Annotated in this window: 20 protein-coding genes and 5 tRNA genes; 4 read left to right on the top strand and 21 right to left on the bottom strand. The window is 68.6% G+C overall.

The window, feature by feature from the left end:
- Positions 1-56: 56 nt before the first annotated feature.
- From rplA to AC06E6_RS08415, 11 genes are all read right to left on the bottom strand, one after another.
- Positions 57-755 (bottom strand): 50S ribosomal protein L1, encoded by a 699-nt coding sequence (rplA, locus tag AC06E6_RS08365; RefSeq protein ID WP_054663283.1) that lies wholly within the window; start codon positions 753-755, stop codon positions 57-59.
- A 4-nt stretch (positions 756-759) separates the two neighbouring features.
- Positions 760-1,188 carry a 50S ribosomal protein L11 gene (rplK, locus tag AC06E6_RS08370; protein WP_054663281.1) on the bottom strand — a complete coding sequence of 143 codons (429 nt, stop codon included), beginning with the start codon at positions 1,186-1,188 and terminating at the stop codon, positions 760-762.
- A 202-nt stretch (positions 1,189-1,390) separates the two neighbouring features.
- A complete protein-coding gene (gene nusG / locus AC06E6_RS08375; RefSeq protein WP_056931950.1) occupies positions 1,391-1,951 on the bottom strand; it encodes a transcription termination/antitermination protein NusG in 561 nt (186 codons plus the stop codon).
- 10 nt (positions 1,952-1,961) lie between these two features.
- Entirely contained in the window at positions 1,962-2,369 is a 408-nt protein-coding gene (gene secE, locus AC06E6_RS08380) for a preprotein translocase subunit SecE (RefSeq protein ID WP_104938130.1), read from the bottom strand.
- A gap of 47 nt (positions 2,370-2,416) precedes the next feature.
- A tRNA-Trp gene (locus tag AC06E6_RS08385) sits at positions 2,417-2,492 on the bottom strand.
- Positions 2,493-2,599: 107 nt separating this feature from the next.
- Entirely contained in the window at positions 2,600-3,790 is a 1,191-nt protein-coding gene (tuf, locus tag AC06E6_RS08390) for an elongation factor Tu (RefSeq protein WP_056931948.1), read from the bottom strand.
- 47 nt (positions 3,791-3,837) lie between these two features.
- A tRNA-Thr gene (locus AC06E6_RS08395) sits at positions 3,838-3,913 on the bottom strand.
- 37 nt (positions 3,914-3,950) lie between these two features.
- A tRNA-Gly gene (locus AC06E6_RS08400) sits at positions 3,951-4,024 on the bottom strand.
- A 27-nt stretch (positions 4,025-4,051) separates the two neighbouring features.
- A tRNA-Tyr gene (locus AC06E6_RS08405) sits at positions 4,052-4,137 on the bottom strand.
- A 137-nt stretch (positions 4,138-4,274) separates the two neighbouring features.
- Positions 4,275-5,294 carry an isoaspartyl peptidase/L-asparaginase family protein gene (locus tag AC06E6_RS08410; protein ID WP_240213390.1) on the bottom strand — a complete coding sequence of 340 codons (1,020 nt, stop codon included), beginning with the start codon at positions 5,292-5,294 and terminating at the stop codon, positions 4,275-4,277.
- A gap of 155 nt (positions 5,295-5,449) precedes the next feature.
- Positions 5,450-6,415: a cyanophycinase gene (locus tag AC06E6_RS08415; protein ID WP_237723396.1), complete on the bottom strand. Its 966-nt coding sequence runs from the start codon at positions 6,413-6,415 to the stop codon at positions 5,450-5,452.
- 236 nt (positions 6,416-6,651) lie between these two features.
- Between AC06E6_RS08415 and AC06E6_RS08420 the strand changes: the two genes are divergently transcribed.
- Complete coding sequence (locus AC06E6_RS08420) at positions 6,652-9,447, top strand: TonB-dependent receptor (RefSeq protein WP_478060962.1); 2,796 nt, start codon at positions 6,652-6,654, stop codon at positions 9,445-9,447.
- A gap of 297 nt (positions 9,448-9,744) precedes the next feature.
- On the opposite strand, the gene ychF is transcribed toward AC06E6_RS08420, so the two are convergent.
- The 8 genes from ychF to AC06E6_RS08460 form a co-directional block, all read right to left on the bottom strand.
- Entirely contained in the window at positions 9,745-10,836 is a 1,092-nt protein-coding gene (gene ychF, locus AC06E6_RS08425; RefSeq protein ID WP_104938127.1) for a redox-regulated ATPase YchF, read from the bottom strand.
- A 76-nt stretch (positions 10,837-10,912) separates the two neighbouring features.
- Positions 10,913-11,494 (bottom strand): aminoacyl-tRNA hydrolase, encoded by a 582-nt coding sequence (pth, locus tag AC06E6_RS08430; RefSeq protein WP_104938126.1) that lies wholly within the window; start codon positions 11,492-11,494, stop codon positions 10,913-10,915.
- A gap of 51 nt (positions 11,495-11,545) precedes the next feature.
- Positions 11,546-12,148: a 50S ribosomal protein L25/general stress protein Ctc gene (locus AC06E6_RS08435; RefSeq protein WP_104938125.1), complete on the bottom strand. Its 603-nt coding sequence runs from the start codon at positions 12,146-12,148 to the stop codon at positions 11,546-11,548.
- A gap of 107 nt (positions 12,149-12,255) precedes the next feature.
- A complete protein-coding gene (locus AC06E6_RS08440) occupies positions 12,256-13,215 on the bottom strand; it encodes a ribose-phosphate diphosphokinase (protein WP_056931954.1) in 960 nt (319 codons plus the stop codon).
- Positions 13,216-13,348: 133 nt separating this feature from the next.
- Positions 13,349-13,425, bottom strand: a tRNA-Gln gene (locus AC06E6_RS08445).
- Positions 13,426-13,428: 3 nt separating this feature from the next.
- The gene (gene ispE, locus AC06E6_RS08450; RefSeq protein ID WP_240213392.1) at positions 13,429-14,310 is read right to left on the bottom strand and encodes a 4-(cytidine 5'-diphospho)-2-C-methyl-D-erythritol kinase; all 882 of its coding nucleotides are present in this window, start codon (positions 14,308-14,310) and stop codon (positions 13,429-13,431) included.
- Entirely contained in the window at positions 14,307-14,957 is a 651-nt protein-coding gene (gene lolB / locus AC06E6_RS08455; protein WP_240213393.1) for a lipoprotein insertase outer membrane protein LolB, read from the bottom strand. Before lolB ends, ispE begins: the two co-directional genes overlap by 4 nt.
- Positions 14,954-16,639, bottom strand: coding sequence for a tetratricopeptide repeat protein (locus tag AC06E6_RS08460; RefSeq protein ID WP_240213394.1), 1,686 nt, complete (start codon positions 16,637-16,639; stop codon positions 14,954-14,956). Before AC06E6_RS08460 ends, lolB begins: the two co-directional genes overlap by 4 nt.
- Before the next feature lie 68 nt (positions 16,640-16,707).
- Here AC06E6_RS08460 and hemA point away from each other — a divergent pair, with 68 nt between their 5' ends.
- The 3 genes from hemA to AC06E6_RS08475 all read left to right on the top strand — a co-directional run bounded on the left by hemA (position 16,708) and on the right by AC06E6_RS08475 (position 20,850).
- Positions 16,708-17,991 (top strand): glutamyl-tRNA reductase, encoded by a 1,284-nt coding sequence (hemA, locus tag AC06E6_RS08465; RefSeq protein WP_104938121.1) that lies wholly within the window; start codon positions 16,708-16,710, stop codon positions 17,989-17,991.
- Entirely contained in the window at positions 17,969-19,054 is a 1,086-nt protein-coding gene (prfA, locus tag AC06E6_RS08470; RefSeq protein ID WP_104938120.1) for a peptide chain release factor 1, read from the top strand. The genes hemA and prfA overlap by 23 nt, the downstream gene beginning before the upstream one ends.
- Positions 19,055-19,146: 92 nt before the next feature.
- Positions 19,147-20,850 (top strand): O-linked N-acetylglucosamine transferase, SPINDLY family protein, encoded by a 1,704-nt coding sequence (locus AC06E6_RS08475; protein ID WP_240213395.1) that lies wholly within the window; start codon positions 19,147-19,149, stop codon positions 20,848-20,850.
- Positions 20,851-20,970: 120 nt separating this feature from the next.
- Here AC06E6_RS08475 and AC06E6_RS08480 read toward each other — a convergent pair whose 3' ends face one another.
- A complete protein-coding gene (locus AC06E6_RS08480; protein WP_240213396.1) occupies positions 20,971-21,219 on the bottom strand; it encodes a hypothetical protein in 249 nt (82 codons plus the stop codon).
- Positions 21,216-22,565: a TFIIB-type zinc ribbon-containing protein gene (locus AC06E6_RS08485; RefSeq protein WP_240213397.1), complete on the bottom strand. Its 1,350-nt coding sequence runs from the start codon at positions 22,563-22,565 to the stop codon at positions 21,216-21,218. The genes AC06E6_RS08480 and AC06E6_RS08485 overlap by 4 nt, the downstream gene beginning before the upstream one ends.
- Positions 22,566-22,570 lie beyond the last annotated feature (5 nt).

A 22,570-nucleotide genomic window follows, 5' to 3' on the forward strand; every position in this document is an offset into this window, starting at 1 on the left:
CTCGGCGCCTTCAAAATGACGGACACGGCACAGGGTGCCGCATCCGCTTGAAACAATTACTTCAGGGTCAGCGACGACTGGTCGACGGTGACGCCCGGGCCCATCGTCGAGCTGACCGAAACCTTCTGCAGGTAGGTGCCCTTCGAGGTGGCCGGCTTGGCCTTGATCAGGTCCAGCAGCAGCGCCTGCAGGTTCGACTGCAGCGCGGCGTTGTCGAAGCTGGCCTTGCCGATGGTGCAGTGGATGATGCCGGCCTTGTCGGTGCGGTAACGGACCTGGCCCGACTTGGCGTTCTTCACGGCTTCGCCCGGGTTCGGGGAAACGGTGCCGACCTTCGGGTTCGGCATCAGGCCGCGCGGGCCCAGCACGGTGCCCAGCTTGCCGACGACGCGCATGGCGTCCGGGGTCGCGATGACCACGTCGTAGTTCAGGTCGCCGGCCTGCATCTTCTCGGCCAGGTCGTCCATGCCGACGGCTTCGGCGCCCGCGGCCAGGGCTTCGTCAGCCTTGGCGCCGGCCGGGGCGAACACCGCCACGCGCACCGACTTGCCGGTACCGGCCGGCAGCACGGTCGAACCGCGCACCTGCTGGTCGGACTTCTTCGCGTCCACGCCCAGGCGCACGGCGACGTCGATCGACTCGACGAACTTGGCCTTGGTGGCGGTCTTCAGGATGTTGATCGCGTCCTCGAAGGCGTAGCTCTTGCCCGGGACGACGGCGGCCTTGATGGCCTTCTCACGCTTGGTCTGTGCCATCTGATTAACCCTCCACCACCAGGCCCATGGAACGGGCCGAGCCCGCGATCGTACGCACGGCGGCGTCCAGGTCGGCAGCCGTCAGGTCCGGCTCCTTCGCCTTGCAGATTTCTTCAAGCTGCTTGCGGGTGACCTTGCCCACCTTGTCGGTGTTCGGGCGCTTGGAGCCGGAGGTGATGCCCGCCGCCTTCTTGAGCAGCACGGTGGCCGGGGTGCTCTTGGTGATGAAGGTGAAGGTACGGTCCGAGTAGGCCGTGATGATCACCGGCACCGGGATACCCGGCTCCAGCTTCTGCGTGGCGGCATTGAACGCCTTGCAGAACTCCATGATGTTCAGGCCGCGCTGACCCAGCGCAGGACCGACCGGCGGCGAGGGGTTGGCCTGACCGGCCTTCACCTGCAGCTTGATGTAACCGACAACTTTCTTTGCCATTTGAGTGCTCTCCGGGTGCTAGCGCCTTGCGACAACAGGCTCCCCATCGGACCGGGAATCACGCGTCCCGGCATCGCGCTTTGAAATCTTGGAATCGCGGCAAAGGCCACCTCGCGGCGGCCTTTGGTCTCAGCTCCCTTTCAGGGAGCCGGCAATTCTAGCAGTTTTTACGCCGCCAACCTGAACAGGCTGGCGGCAAGGTTCAGACCGCCTTTTCGACCTGGCCGAACTCGAGCTCGACCGGGGTGGCGCGACCAAAGATCAGCACCGACACGCGCAGGCGGCTCTTCTCGTAGTTGACTTCCTCGACCACGCCATTGAAGTCGTTGAACGGGCCGTCGATGACACGGACCATCTGGCCCGGTTCGAACAGCACCTTCGGGCGCGGCTTCTCGACGCCTTCCTGGACGCGATCCAGGATGGCAGCGGCTTCGTCGTCACGGATCGGCAGCGGGCGGTCGGCGGTGCCGCCAATGAAGCCCAGCACCTTCGGGGTTTCCTTGACCAGGTGCCAGCTTTCGTTGTCGATGCGCGGAATGCCGGCTTCCTCGTGGGTCTCGATCTGGACCAGCACGTAACCCGGGAAGAACTTGCGCTCGGAACGGCGCTTCTGGCCGGAGCGCATTTCCACCACTTCCTCGGTCGGAACCAGGACGTCGCCGAAACGCTCCTCCATGCCCTCGCGGGCGATGCGGTCACGCAGGGCCTGGGCAACCGACTTCTCGAAGCCCGAATAGGCGTGGACGACGTACCAACGTTTCACTGTTATCTCCTCAACGCCCCAGGAACCACTGGGTCAGCTTCTGGATCACGAAGTCGAAGCCACCCAGCAGCAGGCTCAGCACGATCACGACCACGATCACCACCCAGGTCATGCGGATGGCTTCCTGGCGGGTCGGCCATACGACCTTGCGCAGCTCGAACCGGGACTCGGAAAGGAACTCGCGGACCTGGTGGCCCTTGGCGGTGAGCATGAACAACGCGCCGCCGGCGACCAGGCCGACGACCACGGCCAGCGCACGCAACTGACCCGACCAGGCACCGAGCTGCACCGCGCGCGCCGGAGTGGAGAACCAGAACCAGACGAACAAGCCCGCCAGCACCAGCAGGGCGGCGCCAACGTACTTGACCATATCGCCACCGGAGGCGGCGCTCTTGGAATGCTCGATCTTGCTGTTCATCCGACTCTTGCTGCGGGCGCGACCAAGGTCACTGGATAGGTGGCAAGTGGCACGCCAGGAGGGACTCGAACCCCCAACCTGCGGTTTTGGAGACCGCTGCTCTGCCAATTGAGCTACTGGCGTATGACTTGGCTTGTTTCACGTCCCTTAGACGGCGAAGGCGGACCGAGGTTCCCGGCCCGCCATTCGCGTACCAGCGGCAGACTCAACTACCGCCGGGTACTGCAGGCTTACTTGGTGATCTTGGCGACGACGCCGGCACCGACGGTGCGGCCGCCTTCGCGGATGGCGAAGCGCAGGCCTTCGTCCATCGCCACCGGGTTGATCAGCGTGACCGACATCTTCACGTTGTCGCCCGGCATCACCATCTCGACGCCCTCCGGCAGCTGCACGGCGCCGGTGATGTCGGTGGTACGGAAGTAGAACTGCGGACGGTAGCCCTTGAAGAACGGGGTGTGACGGCCACCTTCGTCCTTGGACAGCACGTACACCTCGGCTTCGAACTCGGTGTGCGGGGTGATCGAACCCGGCTTGGCCAGCACCTGGCCGCGCTCCACGTCGTCACGCTTGGTGCCGCGCAGCAGCAGGCCCGCGTTGTCGCCCGCCTGGCCCTGGTCCAGCAGCTTGCGGAACATTTCCACGCCGGTGACGGTGGTCTTCTGGGTCGGACGGATGCCGACGATTTCGATTTCGTCACCCACCTTGATGATGCCGCGCTCGATACGGCCGGTCACCACGGTGCCACGGCCCGAGATCGAGAACACGTCTTCCACCGGCATCAGGAACGGCTTGTCGATGTCGCGCTCCGGGGTCGGGATCCAGCTGTCCAGGGCATCGACCAGCTTCAGGATCGCCGGCACGCCGATGTCGCTCTGGTCGCCTTCCAGCGCCAGACGGGCCGAACCGTGCACGATCGGGGTGTCATCGCCCGGGAAGTCGTACTTGCTCAGCAGCTCGCGCACTTCCATCTCGACCAGCTCGAGCAGCTCGGCGTCGTCCACCATGTCGGCCTTGTTCAGGAACACGACGATGTACGGCACGCCGACCTGGCGCGACAGCAGGATGTGCTCGCGGGTCTGCGGCATCGGGCCGTCGGCGGCCGAGCACACCAGGATCGCGCCGTCCATCTGCGCCGCACCGGTGATCATGTTCTTCACGTAGTCGGCGTGGCCCGGGCAGTCCACGTGGGCGTAGTGGCGGGTCGCGGATTCATACTCGACGTGCGCGGTCGAGATCGTGATGCCACGCGCCTTCTCTTCCGGCGCGGCGTCGATCGAGGAGTAGTCCTTGAACTCGCCACCGAAACGCTCGGCACCGATCTTGGTCAGCGCGGCGGTCAGCGTGGTCTTGCCATGGTCGACGTGGCCGATGGTGCCGACGTTGACGTGCGGCTTGGTACGCTCGAACTTACCCTTGGACATGGCTGCTTCTTCTCGGTAACTGGTTGGTTATGGCGCTTTGAGCAAGATGGTGCTCACGAAAGGAATCGAACCTTCGACCTCCTCCTTACCAAGGAGGTGCTCTACCGACTGAGCTACGTGAGCGAGTTTTGTATTATGACATGTTTTCAATTTCGTTCAATGGAGCGGGAGACGGGAATCGAACCCGCACCATCAGCTTGGAAGGCTGAGGTTCTACCATTGAACTACTCCCGCACCGGGAAAACAGCCACAACATGAAACTGGTGGAGGGAGGTGGATTCGAACCACCGAAGGCGTAAGCCAGCAGATTTACAGTCTGCCCCCGTTGGCCGCTTGGGTATCCCTCCGCTCCACCCCTTTTCTGATGACCTTGGCCTAACCGGTCAGGGGTGGGAGAGCCCGCTATTCTGGTGATGGCCCGCGATGCTGTCAACAGAAATTTTCACATTCCGCGAAAATTTCCATCACCGGCAGCGCGACCCGCTCACTCGCCCGGCATCTTCAGCTTCTCGTCGGCGAAAATCGCCACGTGCGGCACGCCGTCGGCACCGATCCAGCCGCGGTACATGCCCTCGGTGTTGAACGGCGTGGCCGCCTTGCCGTCGGCCGACAGCACGATCGCGCCACCATCGCCGCCCATCGCCGGCAGGCGCCTGACGATGACCTCGTCGCCGGCCTGGGCCGGGGTTTCGCCGAGGTACTTCATGCGCGAGCAGATCTCGTGGGCCGCGGCCAGGCGGATGTAGAACTCGCCCCAGCCGGTACCCGACACCGCGCAGCTGTCGCTGGCATAGGTGCCGGCGCCGATGATCGGGGAGTCGCCCACGCGCCCGTAGCGCTTGTTGGTCATGCCGCCGGTGGAGGTGCCCGCGGCCAGCTTGCCCTGCGCGTCGAGCGCGACCGCGCCGACGGTACCGAAATGCTTGGCCGTCTCCAGGTCGGCGTGCGCCTGCCCGGCGGCCTCTTCCTTCAACGCGCGCTGCAGCTGCTGCCAGCGCTTCTCGGTGCGGAAGTAGGACGGATCCACCTGCTCGATCTTCTGCTCGGCGGCGAACATCTCCGCGCCCTGCCCGATCATCATGACGTGCGGCGAATGCTCCATCACCGCGCGCGCCAGCAGGATCGGGTTCTTGACGGTGTGCACGCCCGCCACCGCGCCCGCGCGCAGGGTGGCGCCGTCCATCAGCGAGGCATCGAGCTCGTTCTTGCCGTCATGGGTGAAGACCGCGCCACGACCGGCATTGAAGGTCGGGTCGTTCTCCAGCACGGTGATCGCGGCGGTGACCGCGTCCATCGCCGGCTTGCCGGCCGCCAGCGCCTCGTGCCCCTTGCGCAGCGCCGCCTCCAGCGCGGCGCGCGCCGCGCGCACTTCCTCCGGGTTGAGGTCCTGGCGCTCCACGCCGGCGCCACCGTGGATCACCAGCAGGGGGGAGGCCGGCGCGGCCACCGCCGACACGGAAGACAACGACGCCAGGCCCAGCAACACCGCGGAAGTCAGCTTCATGTTTCTTCACTCAGGAAAGGTGCCCGATTCTAGGCACGCCTTCATGGGTCTGAACAGACGCTGTCGCCACGGATCCTGCCATTCACGCCCCCCCACTGAAACGCGGGAAGGGGCCGAAGCCCCTTCCACGTCCATCCGGGCTGCACGCGCAGGCATCAGTCCGGCTGCAGCTCCAGTTCGCCATCGACCACGTTGGCGACGGCGGTGAAGGCCGGGTTGTCGACGGTGAACCCGTCCAGGTGCAGGCGGCTGCCGGCGCCCACCCCGGTCACCGGGATGGAGCTGAATTCCAGCGATTCGCCGCTGCTCAGGCGGTCGGCGGTGCGGTGCGGCATCACCAGCCAGGCATAGCCGTCGTCGAGCGAGTAGACGCGGCCGCGGCCATCGGCCTCGACGCACAGCGCGGTGTCCTCATCCACGCCGATGCCGACGATATCGTCCTGCCCCTTCTCCTGGGCGGCGCGGGCGACGAACACGATCAGCCGGCCCAGGCGCTCGCGCTTGGCGAAATGGGTGTCGGTGACCACGTTGGAAAGATAGGGCATGGTCAGGAAGTCCTGGTCCATGGTGACCTTGCTGCCCATCGGGTCGCTCAGCGCGGTGGGCGAGTTGACGCTGCCGCCGTCCAGCGCGCCATAGCTGTACCCCCCGAGAATCGCCAGCCCGGCGCTGGTGCCACCGATCGGCTTGCCCGCGGCGACGTGCTCGTTGAGGGCCTGGTTCAGCTCGGTCCCCTTCCAGAAGCGGATGTAGCGGGACTGGTCGCCGCCGGCGATGAAGATGGCGTCGGCGCCGCGCACCACCCGCAGCACCGCCGGGTCGTCGGCGGCCTTGCGGCTGTCGAATACCAGGGTCTGCACCGAGGTGACCCCGCCGATGTCGTAGTACAGCTCGTTCTGCAGGTTGTCGTCGCCGGAGGCGCGCAGGATCACCACGCGGCCGTTGCCGGCGCGCTCGACCCACCAGTGGAAGGCTTCGGGAACCCAGTCGCCGCCGCCCATCAGCATCATCGCTGCCTGGGTCTGGCCGGGCCGCTCGGCGTCCAGGTCGCCCACTTCGTAATAGCGGTAGCCCGGATCCGACAGCCCCCTGCTCCCCGCGGCAACCGCGCCGCCGGCCATGCCGAGCGCCACCAGCACCAGGGCCAACCGCCCGCATCGGGACACCATCCGCCTCATACCGCCCTCCAGACCATCATGTAATCGCTTCCATACCGTAATGCCAGACTTTCCGGCAGTGGTCAAGCGTGTAAAAAAGGTGTTAGATGATCACGCCCCATTCACGTTTGCCGGGGCTCCCGGCGCTTGCGCGGGCCGGCCAGACACTTTCCGGAACACTTTCAGCAGAGACCTGATTCATGCGCAAACACGCAATGGTGTGTTCGATCCAGTTGGCCCTGCTTGGCATGGCCGCCTCCGCAACGGCCTTGGCCCAGAGCACCGACAACGATCAAACCAAGCAACTGGATACCGTGCAGGTCACCGGTTCGCGCATCCCGCGCGCGCAGGTGGAAGGCCCCGCCCCGGTCACCGTGGTGACCGCCGAGCAGATCCAGTCGGCCGGGTTCACCTCCGTCCCCGACGTCCTGCGTTCGCTCAGCCAGAACAGCGGCACCGTGCAGGGCCAGCAGAACACCACCGGCGCACAGTCGACGCCCGGCGCGCAGGCGGTCGACCTGCGCGGCCTCGGCCCCAACCACACCCTGGTGCTGATCAACGGCCGCCGCATCGCCGATTTCCCGCTGCCGCTCAACGGCAGGAGCAACTTCACCGACATCGGCAACATCCCGCTGGGCATGATCGACCGCATCGAGGTGCTGACCGGCAGCGCATCGGCGGTCTACGGCTCGGACGCGATGGCCGGCGTGATCAACTTCATCCTGAAGAAGTCCACCGACGGCACCACCATCGATTACCGCTATGGCGACACCAGCCGCGGCGGTGGCGAATCGCATGACCTGACCCTCACCACCGGCTTCGAGCAGGGCAATTTCAGCGGCATCGTCGGCATGGAGCTGCTCAACAAGCGCCCGCTGTGGGGTACCCAGCGCAACGTGCAGGATTCCACCCTGGACGCGCCGACCGAGCGCCGCCGCCTGCCGCGCCTGATCGCCCAGATCACCAACTGGGAAGACGACGTCAACATCGCGCCCGCCGATGGCTGCAAGGCGCTGTCGGGGCTGAACGACGGCACCACCCACCTGGCCGAGGACCGCTTCGGCGAGCCCTACTGCGGCAGTGAGCGCGCCATCGCGTACCGCACGATCCAGAACGAGCGCAAGGGCATCAACGCCTACGGTTCGTTCGAATACCGCTTCAACGACGAGCTGTCGTGGTTCGCCGACCTGCAGGCCGGCCACCAGACGGTGCGCCTGCTGACCGGCACCAACGGCAACGACGTCGTCAGCGACGTCATGGGCTGGGAGTTCCACGACCCGGCGTCGACCAACAACTACCGCAACAAGGTGTTCTACAACGCCGCCACCGACAGCCGCGAGATCTGGTCGCGGCAGTTCTCGCCGGAAGAGATCGGCGGGCTGCGCAACCGCATGAACACCACCACCCAGAAGACGCTGGCGGTGACCACCGGCCTCAAGGGCATCTTCGCCGAGGCGTGGAACTGGGAAGCGGCCTGGAACCATTCGCAGTACAAGGCCGACGTGGAGATGCCGCGGATCAAGGCCGACGCCGCCAACCGTTTCTTCCTGGGCGAGCGACTGGGCTACACCGACAGCGGCTACGCGATCTACAACCCGGACCCGACGCGCCTGTTCACCCCGCTGACGCCGGCCGAGTTCGCCTCCATCGCGGCCATGTCCACGTTCCGCCCGGTGGCCAAGAACGACAACGTCAGCTTCACCGCCGACAACACCGCGCTGTTCTCGCTGCCGGCCGGCGACGTGGGCTTTGCCGGTGCGATCGAGTATGGCCGCCAGTCCTACCGCATCAACCCCGATCCGCTGGCCCTGACCGAGGACGCCTACACCGGTCCGCGCTACGGCGACGGCAGCGGCAGCCGCAACCACTGGAGTGCCGCGGGCGAACTGCGCATCCCGATGCTGTCCACCCTGCAGGCCAGCCTGGCCGGACGCTACGACCGCTACAGCTACGGCGGCAAGCACCCGGGCAAGTTCACCTACAGCGCGGGCCTGGAATGGCGCCCGCTCGACACCCTGCTGGTGCGCAGCTCCTATGGCACCGGCTTCCGCGCGCCGGACATGCACTACCTGTTCGCCGGCGACGACTACTACCGCACCCGCTACGCCACCGACTACTACCAGTGCCGCAGCGAGGAGCCGGGCTTCAGCGACGGTGACTGCTACGACGATGGCAGCTGGGACGTGAGCACCTTCGACGTCTACAAGGGCAACATCGAGCTGGGCGTGGAGACCAGCAAGTCGTTCTCGGCCGGCTTCGTCTGGTCACCGCTGGACGGCCTCGACCTGGCGGTGGACTACTACCAGATCAAGGTCATGAACCAGGTCCAGGTGCAGGACCGCGAGCGGCTGCGCATCACCGAGGCCAACTGCCGCCTCGGCAAGACCGACGCCGGCGTGGCCGTGGACATCAATTCGCCGACCTGCCAGGACGCGCTTGCCCGGGTGATCCGCGATGCCGATGGCGACATCAGCAGCGTGCGCTTCGCGCCGATCAACATCGCCAAGGAGGAAACCTCCGGCATCGACGTCGCCGCCAGCTACCGGCTGCAGACCCGGACCGGCGATTTCCGCGTCAACGGCAACTACACCTGGGTCAAGGACCACACATTCCAGCGCTACCCGGGCGACGCGTCCGAGGACATGCTGCACTACGAGACCTTCAGCCCCGCGCTGCCGCGGGCCAAGGCGAACGTGGGCGTGAACTGGGACAAGGGCGCGTGGGGCGCCAGCCTGTTCGGCAACTATCTGGGCCGCGTCCCGAACTACGACGACGACGCCTGGACCCAGGCCACCTGGCGCTTCAACGCCGGCGCGCGCTACGACATCAGCGATCATCTGCGGGTGTCGCTGTCGGTCAACAACCTGTTCGACAAGATGCCGCCGAAGGACCCGACCTGGGCCAACTACCCGTACTACGACACCGCCTGGTTCGACAGCACGGGCCGCAGCTACTTCGTGCAGGTCACCTGGAAGCTGGGCGGCAAGCCGCTGTAATACGCCCGCTCCTCGCAACAACGACAAGGCCCGCATCGCGGGCCTTGTCGTTTTCCGCGCCTGGGCACCCCGCCCCGTCGATGCCACCCGGGCCCTGCCGGGTTCTCCACAGCGCATGTGCAGAAGGCAGGGAAAAGCCTGTGGACAACCCTGACGCGCGCCGATGCTGCAAGGGCGGCGCGCACTCTGGCGCATTTTTGTCCAGGGCGGCGGGCGCCGTGGCGACATCCGGCGCGGGCCACATATGCGAAGGCCCCGCATTGCGGGGCCTTCGTGTTCCGGGCGGTGCGCCGCGGATCAGACGTTGAAGCGGAAGTGCAGCACGTCGCCTTCCTTGACGATGTAGTCCTTGCCTTCCAGGCGCAGCCGGCCGGCTTCCTTGGCGCCCTGCTCGCCCTTGAGGGTGATGAAGTCGTCGTAGCCGATGGTCTCGGCGCGGATGAAGCCACGCTCGAAATCGGTATGGATCACGCCGGCGGCCTGCGGCGCGGTGGAGCCGGCGCGCAGCTGCCAGGCGCGGACTTCCTTCACGCCGGCGGTGAAATAGGTCTGCAGGCCCAGCAGTTTGTAACCGGCGCGGATCACCCGGTTCAGGCCCGGCTCTTCCAGGCCGAGGTCCTTGAGGAACTCGTCGCGGTCGGCGTCGTCCAGCTGCGCCAGTTCTTCCTCGATCGCCGCGCATACCGGCACCACCTCGGCGCCCTCGGCCTCGGCACGGGCGCGCACCGCGTCCAGGTGCGGGTTGTTCTCGAACCCGTCCTCGGCGACGTTGGCGATGTACATCAGCGGCTTGAGCGTGATCAGGAACATGTCGCGGACCAACGCCTTCTCCTCGGCATCGAGCCCGGCCGAGCGCGCCGAGCGGCCCTGGTCGAGCGCCGCGGCCAGCTTCTCCAGCACCGGCTTGCGCGCCAGCGCCTCCTTGTCGTTGGCCTTGGCCGCGCGGTTGGCGCGGTCCAGCGCCTTCAGCACCGATTCCAGGTCGGCCAGCGCCAGCTCGGTATCGATGGTTTCGATATCGGCGATCGGGTCGACCTTGTTGGCGACGTGGATGACGTTGCCGTCCTCGAAGCAGCGCACCACGTGGGCGATGGCGTCGGTCTCGCGGATGTGGGCCAGGAACTTGTTGCCCAGGCCCTCACCCTTGGATGCGCCGGCGACCAGCCCGGCGATGTCCACGAACTCCATGGTGGTGGGGATCACCCGCTCCGGCTTGACGATGGCCGCCAGCGCCTCGAGCCGCGGATCCGGCACCGGCACGATGCCGGTGTTTGGCTCGATCGTGCAGAACGGGAAATTGGCCGCGGCGATGCCCGCCTTGGTCAGCGCATTGAACAGGGTCGACTTGCCGACGTTGGGCAGGCCGACGATGCCGCATTTGATACCCATGCAACAAACTCCAGGATTCGGGATTCCGGCCTGCGCTCTCCACGGACGCCTGGGTCCGCGAAAGCGCAGGCCGCAATCACGGCTTGCCCGTGTGCAGGCGCTTCATGGCCTCGTTGAAGTCGCCGGCGACCGCCAGCGGCAGCACGTCGATGGCGTCGTCGATGGCGCGCGCGATCAGCACTTCGTCGTCCTTCGACGGACGGCCCAGCACCCACGGCACCACGCGGTCCTTGTGGCCCGGGTGGCCGATGCCGACGCGCAGGCGGTGGAACCGGCCATGCCCGAGCAGGCGGATGGTGTCGCGCAGGCCGTTCTGGCCACCGTGGCCGCCATCGAACTTCAGGCGCGCCGTGCCCGGCGGCAGGTCCAGCTCGTCGTGCGCGAGCAGGGTCTGTTCCGGTTCGATCTTCCAGAACCGCTGCGCGGCCGTCACCGACTTGCCGGACAGGTTCATGAAGGTGGCGGGCTTGAGCAGCCATACCGGCTGGCCGCCGATGTCGACCCTGGCCACTTCGCCGAACAGCTTGGCGTCGAGCGCCCAGCGCGCGCCCGCCCGTTCGGCCAGGGCCTCAACGAAATGAAACCCGGCGTTGTGCCGGGTCCGGGCGTGTTCGGTTCCGGGATTGCCCAGACCGACGATCAAGCGCAAGCCAGTCATGCGTCCACCGTTGGCTGCGTCCGCCCGTTGCGGGCGGACGCAGCCGGCCGATTACTCGGCGGCTTCCTCGGCAGCGCTCGGCGCCTTGGCGATGACCACGGCGTCGTCGTGGTCCTTGCCCAGCTTCAGCGCCGGGATTTCCACGCCCGCCGGCAGCTTCAGCTGCGACAGGTAGATGATGTCGCCGGCGGTCAGGTTCGCCAGGTCGACTTCGATCGACTGCGGCAGGTCCTTCGGCAGGCAGGCGATGTGCACTTCCTTCAGCTCGTGGGTGACCAGCACGTCGGCGGTCTTGCCGGCCGGGGAGATCTCCTCGTTGATGAAGTGCAGCGGCACGGTGGCGTTGAGCACTTCATTCTCGTTCACGCGCTGGAAGTCCAGGTGCATGACCAGCTGCTTGTACGGGTGGCGCTGCATGTCGCGCAGCAGCACCTTGTAGATGCTGCCATCGAGGTTCAGGTCGATGATCGAGGAGTAGAACCACTCGTTCTGCTGGGCCAGCCAGATTTCGTTGTGGTTGAACTCGACCATCGCCGGCTCGCGGTCACCGCCATAGACGATGCCCGGCACCAGGCCGGCGTGACGCAGGCGGCGGCTCGCACCCTTGCCCTGCACGTCGCGACGGGCGACTTTGATTTCGTGGGACTTTGCCATTGTTGACTACTCTTGGTTGTTGCACCGCATGCGGTGCGTGATGAAGGCATCCCCGCGACCAGGGATGCCGCTGCCGGTCCCGGCACGGCGCCGGGAACCGGGATGCTTCAATCCACGTACATCGAGCTGACCGATTCGCCGAAGGCGATGCGGCGCATCGTCTCGGCCAGCATCTCGGCCACGCTGATCTGGCGGATCTTGGTGCAGACACGGGCCACGTCGGACAACGGGATGGTGTCGGTCACCACCAGCTCGTCGAGCTGGGAGTTGTTCAGGTTGTCCACCGCCGGGCCCGAGAGCACGGCGTGGGTGCAGTACGCGGCGACCTTGACCGCGCCGCGCGCCTTCAGCGCGGCGGCGGCGGCGCACAGCGTGCCGGCGGTGTCGACGATGTCGTCGACCATCACGCAGGTCTTGCCTTCGACGTCGCCGATGATGTTCATCACCGTGGCGACGTTGGCGCGCGGCCGGCGCTTGTCGATGATCGCCAGGTCGGCGTCGTCCAGGCGCTTGGCCACCGCGCGGGCGCGCACCACGCCGCCGACGTCCGGGCTGACCACGATCAGGTTGTCGGTGCCGTAGGCGCGCCAGATGTCGGCCAGCAGCAGCGGCGAGGCGTACACGTTGTCCACGGGCATGTCGAAGAAGCCCTGGATCTGGTCGGCGTGCAGGTCGACCGTGAGAATCTGGTCGGTATGCACGGCCGAGAACATCTTGGCGGCGACCTTGGCGGTGATCGGCACGCGCGAGGAGCGCATGCGGCGATCCTGGCGGGCGTAGCCGAAGTACGGCACCACCGCGGTGACGGAGGCGGCGCTCGCGCGCTTGAGCGCGTCGATGATCACCAGCAGCTCCATCAGGTTCTCGGCGCTCGGCGCGCAGGTCGGCTGCACCACGAACACGTCCTGCTTGCGCACGTTCTCCTGGATCTCGACCTGCACTTCGCCGTCGGAGAACTTGGAGACCAGCGCCTTGCCCGGCTGCACGCCCAGCTCCTTGCAGATGCTCTGCGCAAGGGGTTTGTTGGCATTGCCGGAAAAAACCAGCAGGTTCTGGGCGTCTTGCATGTGGGCTTTCTCGGGCGGCGGCGAAAGAGCGGGAGCGGGGGAACATCCTGTGGCGGCAGCGTCCGGCATCCGCGGCCAGCGCTTTGCTTCCCCGCACGGCAACGTGCGGGCTGCCACGGGAAAACCCGGGCAGTGGCAGGGGCGGTAGGATTCGAACCTACGAATGCCAGGATCAAAACCTGGTGCCTTGGGCCTCTTGGCGACGCCCCTGCATCAATCCTTCACTGCTATCGCTTCCAGTGCATCGAGCAGTGGCGAGCGCGCTGCGCCCGCAACCACCCATGCCCGCAGCCGCTCCGGCAACTCCGCCCGGGCGTGCTCGGCGGCAGCGCGCGTGGCGAACTCGACGAAACAACCGCTTCCCGACCCCGTGAGCCGTGCCCGGCCGACGCGCGAAAGCGCCTGGAACACCGCATCGACGGCGGGCTCCCGGCATCGCAGCACCGGCTCGAACGCATTCCCGAGGTCGGTCCCGGAAGCGAAGTCCGCTATTTTCGCGGGCGCGGCATCCCGCGTCAAATCCGGTGAACGGAACAGGTCGGCGGTGGGCACATGCACGCCCGGGTCGACCAGCAGGTACCAGGCCGGGGGCAGGTCCAGCGGCCGCAGCCGCTCGCCGACGCCTTCGGCCCAGGCGTTGCGCCCACGCACGAACACCGGCACGTCCGCACCCAGGCGCAGCCCCAGCGCCGCCAGCGCCTCCTCGTCCAGGCCGGTGCCCCACAACGCGTTGAGTACGACCAGCACGGTCGCCGCGTCGGACGAGCCACCGCCGAAGCCACCACCGGCCGGAATGCGCTTTTCGACGCGGATATCGACACCTTGGGCGCAGTTGGCGACCTCTTTCAGCGCAATCGCGGCACGCACCACCAGGTCGTCGGCCTCGGCCACGCCGGGAGCGGAGTCTCCCTCGCGGCGGACCTGGCCGTCGCCGCGCAGGCGCAGGCCGATGCGATCGCCCCAGTCCAGCAGGCGGAACACGGTCTGCAGTTCGTGATAGCCGTCCGGCCGGCGGCCGGTGATCCGCAGGAACAGGTTCAGCTTGGCCGGCGCCGGCCAGTACGACCAGCCGGCCGCGTCGACAACCGTGTTCATTGCCCGCCCATGCTCCATTCATCCACGATCAGCCGCACCTTGGCGTCGCCATTGACCGCCTCGATGCGGCGGGGCAGCGCCGGCCGCCCGGCGTCCTGCGGGTACCAGTCGAGATAATCGATCCGCCAGCCGCCCTGCTCCAGGACCCGCGGCAATCCCGCGGCGTCGTAGCCCAGGTAGGTGGGTGTCGCGGCGTCGGCGGCGCGCATGCCGCGCACCCAGGCCGCCAGCTGCGCCACCGGGATGTCCCAGCCGGTGGCCTGCCGCAGCAGCTCGCCGGCATCGGCACCACTGCGCGGACCGCCCTCCAGCCCGTCCAGCCGCACCACCTGCCCGGCACCGCCGCTCAGCTGCCAGCTCTGGCGCGTCACCGGCGCGGCCAGGCTCACCTGGTAGGCGTCGCCGCGCTGCTGCCAGTCGATGCGGCCGTTGCCGCCGTTGCGGCCCTTGCTGATCGCGACCCGGCCCTGGAACGACCACGCCGGGACGGTATCGAGCACGGCCAGCCGCGCCGTTTCCACGGCCGGCTCGATGGTCGAATGCACCGGCGTGGACGGCGCCGGCTGCCGCGTCGCCAGCGACCCGCAGCCGGCCAGCGCGCCGGCCAGCAACGGCACCGCCATCCAGCGCCACATCATTGCCGTCATACGCCAAGCGCCTCGACCGCGCGCTGCAGCGCGCGGTTGTCCGGATCCAGCCTGCGCGCCTCGTCGAAGAAGCGCCGCGCCTCGTCCTTCTGCCCGAGCACCCACAGCACCTCGCCGACGTGCGCGGCGATCTCCGGGTCCTTGTTCAGGCTCCATGCCCGGCGCAGCTGCACCAGCGCCTCCTCCCTGCGCCCCAGCCGGTACAGGACCCAGCCATAGCTGTCGACGATGGCCGCGTTGTCCGGCTCGGCCACGCGCGCGCGGTCGATCAGCTCCAGCGCCTCCTGGTAGCGCCCGGTGCGGTCGGCCAGGGTGTAGCCCAGCGCATTGAGCGCGGCCACGTTCTCCGGCTCGGCGACCAGGATCTTGCGCAGGTCGGCCTCGGCGCGCGGGATGTCGTCGCGCCGCTCCCAGGCCAGTGCCCGGGCATACAGCAGCGCGCTGTCGTCCGGGTAGGCGGCAAGGCCGCGGGTGAGGATGCCGACCTCGGCGTCGTTGCGTTCGTCGCGCTGCTGCAGCTCGGCTTCGAGCAGGTAGGCATCGCGGCGCACGTCGTCGTCCACCGAGGCATCGGCCTGGATGGCATGGACCTCGTCGGCCGCCTGCGCCTTCTCGCCCAGCTCGTGCAGCGCATTGACCGCACGCAGCCGCGCCTCGCTGCGCTGCGGGCCGCCAGGCACGCCGTGGTACCAGTCCACGGCTTCGCGATAGCGCTTGAGGTACTCGGCGATCCGGCCCAGCAGCAGGCGCTGGTCCGGATCCGGCTTGGCGGCCCTGGCGGCGATGTCCTGGTACAGCGCCAGCAGCCCGGCATCGTCCTTCTGCTTGGCCAGCAGCGAGGCGCGCATGCCCCAGGTCTGCACGTCCTGGGTGCCGGCGGAGAGCACCCGTTCGGCCGCGCCAGGCTCGCCGAAGGCGTCGTAGGCGAAGGCCAGCGCGTTGCGCAGCTCGTCGTCGCCGGCGGCCTTGGGCTCGACGCCCTTCAACAGCGCCAGCGCCTCGTCCTTCCTGCCGGCCTGGTTGAGCTGGGACGCATGCAGCAGGGCCACCCGCGGTTCGTCGGGGAAGCGCCTGACCACCTCGCCGACCATGCGCCGCGCCAGCTCCGGGCGGTCCATCCGCAGCGCCAGGCGGCCGAACTCCTGCCAGGCCTCGAGATCGTCGGGAATGGCGTTGGCGTCGACCAGCTGGTCCAGCACCGTCGCCGGCGCCGCCGGGTCGCGACCGCCCGTGGCCAGCGCCAATACCGCATACCGCCATGCCCGCGGTTCGCGCGAACGCAGCACCGCCAGCAGTTCCTTGCGCGCCAGCCGGGTGTCGCCCTGGCGCAGCGCCAGCGACGCCCGGGTACCGCGTACCGCCAACGCGCCGGGGGCGCGCTGCGCCCACAGCGCCAGCGCTTCGGCGGCGCCAGCCTCGTCGTCGGCGAGCATGGCGATGCGGGTGGCGCGTTCGGCCAGGCCGACGTCGCCGGCGTGCTCACGCGCGGCCTGCAGGTACCAGCGCGCGGCGTCGGCAAGCTTGCCCGCCTGCAGGGAGAACTCCCCCGCCAGCACCGGGGTCAGCGACGCGGCCTGGGCGCGGTCCGCCGGTGGCGGGGCCGCCAGCAGGGGCGCCGACGACAGGAGCAGCAGCGCAACGCTGCCTATACGGGTGAGCCGGGTTGGTCTGGAAATGGGCATCTGCGGCAATCGGGCCGTAAAATGGCGGCCATCAACAGCCAGCAGCTTATCGCAAGCAACTGAACAGAATGACCCTGTGGGTGCTCGGACTGAACCATCAGACCGCGCCGGTGGAGCTGCGCGAACGCGCGGCCTTCGGCGGCGATGCGCTGGCGCGCGCGATGGCGTCGCTGCGGCAATCGCCGCAACTGGCCGAGGCGGTGCTGCTGTCCACCTGCAACCGCACCGAACTGTATGCCGTGGCCGATGACGGCCGGCACCTGTCGCACTGGCTGGAAAGCCATGCCGGCGACCTGCAGGGGTATCTGTACGAGCACCGCGACGACGCCGCCGTGCGCCACCTGTTCCGCGTCGCCACCGGGCTGGATTCGATGGTGCTGGGCGAGCCGCAGATCCTGGGCCAGGTGAAGGACGCCTGGGCGCTGGCACGCGACAACGGCGCCATCGGCCAGCACCTGGACCGGCTGTTCCAGCAGACGTTCTCGGTGGCCAAGCGCGCCCGCACCGACACCCGGGTCGGCGCCAACCCCATTTCAGTGGCGTCGACCGCGGTGCGGCTGGCGCAGGATTCGTTCGCCCGGCTGGAGGACTCGGTGGTGCTGCTGGTCGGTGCCGGCGAGACCATCGAGCTGGCCGCCAAGCACCTGGGCGAAGCGCGGGTGAAGCGGCTGCTGATCGCCAACCGTACCCTCGCCCACGCGCAGGAGCTGGCCAGCCGCCATGGCGGCGTGGCGCTGCCGCTGACCGAACTGGAACGCCACCTGGCCGAGGCCGATGTGGTGTTTTCGGCCACCGCCGCGCGCGAACCGGTGATCCTGCAGCGGCAGGTCGCCGCCGCGCTGCGCGCGCGCAGGCACAAGCCGATGCTGTTGTTCGACCTGGCGGTGCCGCGCGACATCGAACCCGGCGTGGGCGAGCTGGCCGACGCCTACCTGTACACGGTCGACGACATGGAGCGCGCCGTGGAGGAGAACCGCCGCAGCCGCCGCGAGGCCGCGGCCGAGGCGGAGGCGATCATCGACCTGCAGGTCTCCCGCTACATGGAGAACCTGCGCGCCACCCACCTGCAGGCGCCGCTCAAGCAGCTGCGCGCGTTCGGCGAGGCCACCCGCGCCGAACTGCTGGACAAGGCGCGGCAGCAGCTGGCCCACGGCAAGTCCGCCGACGAGGTGCTCGAGCAGCTCGCGCACGGGCTGACCAACCGCCTGCTGCACCCCCCTACCGCCGCGCTGCGGCAGGCCGCGCTGGAAGGCGACGCCGACCTGACCCGTGCCGCCGAGCGCCTGTTCCCGGCCGTGCCCGGGTATCGACACCCCATTGCGAGGACCGATGACGCCGACCCTGCGCCGTAAGCTGCTGGCCCTGGCCGAGCGCCGTGAAGAACTGGAACGCCTGCTTGCCGACCCGGACGTGGTCGCCGACAACACGCGCTTCCGCGATCTCTCGCGCGAATTCGCCCAGCTCGAGCCGGTGGCCAGTGCGCTGGCCGCCGAAAGCCGCGCCCGCGCCGACCTGGCCTCGGCCGAGGCGATGCGCGCCGACCCCGAACTGCGCGAGCTGGCCGAAGAGGAGATCGCCGCGGCGCAGGCGCGCCTGCAGGCGCTGGACGAGGAACTGGCGCTGCTGCTGGTGCCGCGCGACCCGCGCGACGAAGGCAACCTGTTCCTGGAAGTGCGCGCCGGCACCGGCGGCGACGAGGCGGCGATCTTCGCCGGCGACCTGTTCCGCATGTACGCCCGCTATGCCGAACGCCAGGGCTGGAAGGTCGAGATCGAATCGGACAACCCCGGCGAACATGGCGGCTACAAGGAGATCGTGGCCCGCGTGGTCGGCCGCGGCGCGTACTCGAAGCTGAAGTTCGAATCCGGCACCCACCGCGTGCAGCGCGTGCCGGCCACCGAGTCGCAGGGGCGCATCCACACCTCCGCGGCCACCGTGGCGATCATTCCCGAGGCCGACGACGTCGAGGACATCGCCATCAATCCGGCCGACCTGAAAGTGGACACCTTCCGCTCGTCCGGCGCCGGCGGCCAGCACGTCAACAAGACCGAATCGGCGATCCGCATCACCCATGTGCCGACCGGGGTGGTGGTCGAATGCCAGACCGAGCGCAGCCAGCACGCCAACCGCGACAAGGCGATGAAGCGGCTCAAGGCGCAGCTGCTGGACGCCGAGCGCAGCCGGCAGGCGGCCGCGCAGGCCGAATCGCGGCGCCTGCAGGTCGGCAGCGGCGACCGCAGCCAGCGCATCCGCACCTACAACTTCCCGCAGGGCCGGATCACCGACCACCGGGTCGAGGGCCTGACCCTGTACGACCTGCCCAACGTGATCGAAGGCGACCTGGACGCGCTGGTCGGCCGCCTGCTGCACGAGCACCAGGTGGACGAACTGGCGCGCCTGTCCGAAGGCACCTGAGGCCCGCGCGTCGTCACTGTCGGCGGTCCCGCGGCAGATGCACGACCACGCCCGCACAATCGGCACATCGCAGCAGAGGGTTCCGCCACCGCATGAATGTCCCGCACGACGAACGCCAGCACCTGCGCAGCGCGGTACAGCGCCAGCCGGCCGACTTCATCGCCTGGGTGATGCTGGCCGACGCCGAGCTGGGCGCCGGCGACGTGGCCGCCGGCGAACGCGCCGCGCAGCGCGCGCTGCAGTTGCGCCATGACCACCCCGAAGCATTGGCCCGGCTGGGACGCGCGCGCTGGATGCAGGGCCGCCACGAGGAGGCGGCCAACCTGCTGCGCCACGCCTCGCGACAGGTTCCCGGGCACCCCGGCATCGCGCTGTGGCTGGGCCATGCGCTGGAGGACGCCGGCCAGCCCGAGGCCGCCGCCGATGCCTATCGCCGCGCCCATGCACTGCTCCCGGACGAGCCCTATGTGGCCGCGCAGCGCCTGAACTGGCAACGGCGGCTGTGCGACTGGCGCGGACTGGAGGCGCTGTCGCAGCAGGTGCGCGGCGCGGTGGCGCAGGGCAACCCGGCGGTGGAGCCGTTCGCCTTCCTCAGCGAGGACGCCAGCGCCGCCGAGCAGCTGGCCTGTGCCCGCCAGCGCGCACAGGTGATCGCCGCGTCCACCCCGCGGCTGCCACCGGCGCAGTTGCGCACCGACGGCCCGCTGCGGGTGGGCTTCCTTTCCAATGGCTTCGGCGCGCACCCCACCGGGCTGCTGACCGTGGCGCTGTTCGAGCAGCTGCGCGCCGACGCCGGGCTGCAGGTGCACCTGTTCGCGCTCAACGGCGACGACGGCAGCCGCATCCGCCAGCGCCTGCTGGCGGCGGCCCACACGCTGCACGCGGTCGATGGCATGCCGCACGCGGCCATCGCCGCGCGTATCCGCGAGGCCGGCATCGACGTGCTGTTCGACCTGCGCGGCTGGGGTGGCGGCGGCACCCCGGAAGTGCTGGCGATGCGGCCGGCGCCGCTGCAGGTCAACTGGCTGGCCTACCCCGGCACCTCGGGCGCGCCGTGGATCGATTACGTGCTGGCCGACGCGTTCGTGTTGCCGCCGGCACTGGAACCGGCGTTCAGCGAAAAGGTGCTGCGGCTGCCGCGCGCGTTCCAGCCCTCGGACAACACCCGCGTGGTCGAGGCGCCACCGCCGCGCGGCGACTGCGGCCTGCCCGGACGCGACGGCAACGGCGGCGGCGTCGTGTTCTGCTGCTTCAACAACAGTTACAAGCTCAACCCGCGCAGCGTCGCGCGCCTGCTGGAGGTGCTGCGCGGGGTGCCCGGCAGCGTGCTGTGGCTGCTGTCGGGGCCGGGACTGGCCGACCAGCGCCTGCGCGTGGTCGCGCAGCGGCAGGGCATCGATCCGTCGCGCCTGGTGTTCATGCCCAAGCTGCCGCACCCGCACTACCTGGCACGCTACCGGCATGCCGACCTGTTCCTCGACACCCATCCCTACAACGCCCACACCACCGCCTCCGACGCGCTGTGGGCCGGTTGCCCGGTGTTGACCACGCCCGGCCACACCTTCGCCGCGCGCGTGGCCGGCAGCCTCAACCACCACCTCGGGCTGGACGAGATGAACGCCGCCGACGATGCGGCCTTCGTCGCCACTGCGGTCCGGCTGGGCAACGACCCGGCCGCGCTGGCCGGCCTGCGCCAACGCCTGGCCGCGGCCCGCGGCGAGGCCGGCCTGTTCGACATGGCCGGCTTCGCGCGTGATTTCGCCGCGCTGTTGAAGGATCTGCGACAACGCCCGTAGGTGCGGGGCTTGCCCCGCACGGGGCATGGCCGCGAGAGCCCGTGCAGGGCAAGCCCTGCACCTACGGGGGATCCAGCGCAGGCAATGCGCCGTGCGGGCCCCTCACCCACGCGCGGAGGTTCAGCGCAGGCGTTTCACCCGGCGCCGGTAATCACCGACGTTGTCGCCGTCGATGCGGCGCTGCTGGGTGCCCTTCACCTCGCCGACCTTGCGCTCCGAGCCGCTCACCGGCTTGGCCACGATCTCGGTCTCGTGCTCGAAGCCATGCGATTTGTCGGTATTGCGGTAGTACCGGTACAGGGCCCAGTACAACGCGGTCGCGCCGGCCGGGCCTGCGGCCAGCAACCAGAGTCCACTGTCGTCGCTCATGAGGCAGCCACCAGGAATGCGATTGCGAGGGCTTCGATGATCGTGCCGGCGGTGAGCGCGGCCAGCAGCAGTTTCCACTGCTGCACGGGCACGCTGCCCATGGTCTCGCCGGTGCGGCCGTTGACCGCGATGTAGTGCAGCATGCCGCCGTTGCTGCCGGGCTGGTGGTAGGAGTACAGCCACACCGGCAGGTACATCGATACCCAGCGGGTGCCGTGGACCTCCAGCTGCTCCTGCTCCCAGCGCACGCCGCGGTCGTAGCGCGCTACCGAGCGGTGTACCTGCGCACGCGCGATCGACAGCAGCTGGTCCTCCAGCCGCGGGCGCAGCTTCTCCACGTCCAGGTCGCGCTTTTCCGAGGTGTAGCCGGCCAGGTAGGAGGCATTCCACTTCAGCGCGTTCTTGGTGTCGAACGGCAGGATGGCGTTGATGATGTTGTTGGTATTGATGCGCGTGTCCAGGTTGCCGCGCCCGGCCGACGATTCCAGCGGCAGGTCGTCGACGGTGAAGTCCACCTGCCGCTCCACCTGGTAGACGTCGGCGTCGTAATAGGTCTGCCGGTTCTTCTCGGTGCCGCGGGTGTACTCGCGGGTCTTGATCTCGCCCCTGCCGGCCACCGCCGCGCTGACATTGCCGTCAACGATCATGTACGGCAGGTAGACGCCGACCACGTTCTCCGGGGTGAACTGGTCCTTGAACGCCTTGAGCGCGAACAGGCGGCGCTTGTCCACGAACTGGCGGATGCGCGCGACCGCGTCGTCCTTCTTTATGTGGAACGGCAGCACCGCGTCGGGTACCGCGCCGTTGGCGATCTGTTCGTTGACGCCGAACACGTGCCGGCACCAGTGGCAGCGCGCGGTCATGCTGCTCTGGGTGTTGACGGTGACCTCGGCGCCGCAGCCGCTGCATTTGAAGGTCATCAATACCGCGGCATCGGCGTCGATGTCGCGCGCACCGGAGGCGATGACGGTACCGCGCAGCTGGTCGATGGCCTCGCCCAGCCCGAACGCCTCTTCCACCCGCGCGCCATGCCACTCGTGGCGGCAGTACAGGCACACCAGCACGTCGCTGCCGGCCCGCGGGCGGATGTCGGTGGCACCGCATTTGGGGCAGCGGTTGAGGCCGTCCTTCAGCTCGGTGGCGGAGGTATCGATGGCCAGCGGATCGGGCGCCTCGACCTCGTCGCGGATGGCCTGGGGCAGATCGGCGGTCTCCAGCGGGAAACCGCCGGGCGGCGGCGGCACGTCACGCGGCGAGCCGGGCCCGTCCAGCGTCGCCGCCGGCAAGGGCGGCGGCGCGGCGGCGGACCCGGGCAGCGGCGGTGGGCCGTTACGGGGATCGGACATGGGCG

Source organism: Stenotrophomonas sp. Steno-Z10-HUANG, assembly GCF_056393075.1.

Coding starts and splice junctions, on each gene's coding strand:
- rplA (WP_054663283.1), bottom strand. CDS start 755: ATGGCACAGACCAAGCGTGAGAAGGCCATCAAGGCCGCCGTCGTCCCG.
- rplK (WP_054663281.1), bottom strand. CDS start 1,188: ATGGCAAAGAAAGTTGTCGGTTACATCAAGCTGCAGGTGAAGGCCGGT.
- secE (WP_104938130.1), bottom strand. CDS start 2,369: ATGAACAGCAAGATCGAGCATTCCAAGAGCGCCGCCTCCGGTGGCGAT.
- tuf (WP_056931948.1), bottom strand. CDS start 3,790: ATGTCCAAGGGTAAGTTCGAGCGTACCAAGCCGCACGTCAACGTCGGC.
- AC06E6_RS08410 (WP_240213390.1), bottom strand. CDS start 5,294: ATGAAGCTGACTTCCGCGGTGTTGCTGGGCCTGGCGTCGTTGTCTTCC.
- AC06E6_RS08415 (WP_237723396.1), bottom strand. CDS start 6,415: ATGGCCGGCGGCGCGGTTGCCGCGGGGAGCAGGGGGCTGTCGGATCCG.
- AC06E6_RS08420 (WP_478060962.1), top strand. CDS start 6,652: ATGCGCAAACACGCAATGGTGTGTTCGATCCAGTTGGCCCTGCTTGGC.
- ychF (WP_104938127.1), bottom strand. CDS start 10,836: ATGGGTATCAAATGCGGCATCGTCGGCCTGCCCAACGTCGGCAAGTCG.
- pth (WP_104938126.1), bottom strand. CDS start 11,494: ATGACTGGCTTGCGCTTGATCGTCGGTCTGGGCAATCCCGGAACCGAA.
- AC06E6_RS08435 (WP_104938125.1), bottom strand. CDS start 12,148: ATGGCAAAGTCCCACGAAATCAAAGTCGCCCGTCGCGACGTGCAGGGC.
- AC06E6_RS08440 (WP_056931954.1), bottom strand. CDS start 13,215: ATGCAAGACGCCCAGAACCTGCTGGTTTTTTCCGGCAATGCCAACAAA.
- ispE (WP_240213392.1), bottom strand. CDS start 14,310: ATGAACACGGTTGTCGACGCGGCCGGCTGGTCGTACTGGCCGGCGCCG.
- lolB (WP_240213393.1), bottom strand. CDS start 14,957: ATGACGGCAATGATGTGGCGCTGGATGGCGGTGCCGTTGCTGGCCGGC.
- AC06E6_RS08460 (WP_240213394.1), bottom strand. CDS start 16,639: ATGCCCATTTCCAGACCAACCCGGCTCACCCGTATAGGCAGCGTTGCG.
- hemA (WP_104938121.1), top strand. CDS start 16,708: ATGACCCTGTGGGTGCTCGGACTGAACCATCAGACCGCGCCGGTGGAG.
- prfA (WP_104938120.1), top strand. CDS start 17,969: ATGACGCCGACCCTGCGCCGTAAGCTGCTGGCCCTGGCCGAGCGCCGT.
- AC06E6_RS08475 (WP_240213395.1), top strand. CDS start 19,147: ATGAATGTCCCGCACGACGAACGCCAGCACCTGCGCAGCGCGGTACAG.
- AC06E6_RS08480 (WP_240213396.1), bottom strand. CDS start 21,219: ATGAGCGACGACAGTGGACTCTGGTTGCTGGCCGCAGGCCCGGCCGGC.
- AC06E6_RS08485 (WP_240213397.1), bottom strand. CDS start 22,565: ATGTCCGATCCCCGTAACGGCCCACCGCCGCTGCCCGGGTCCGCCGCC.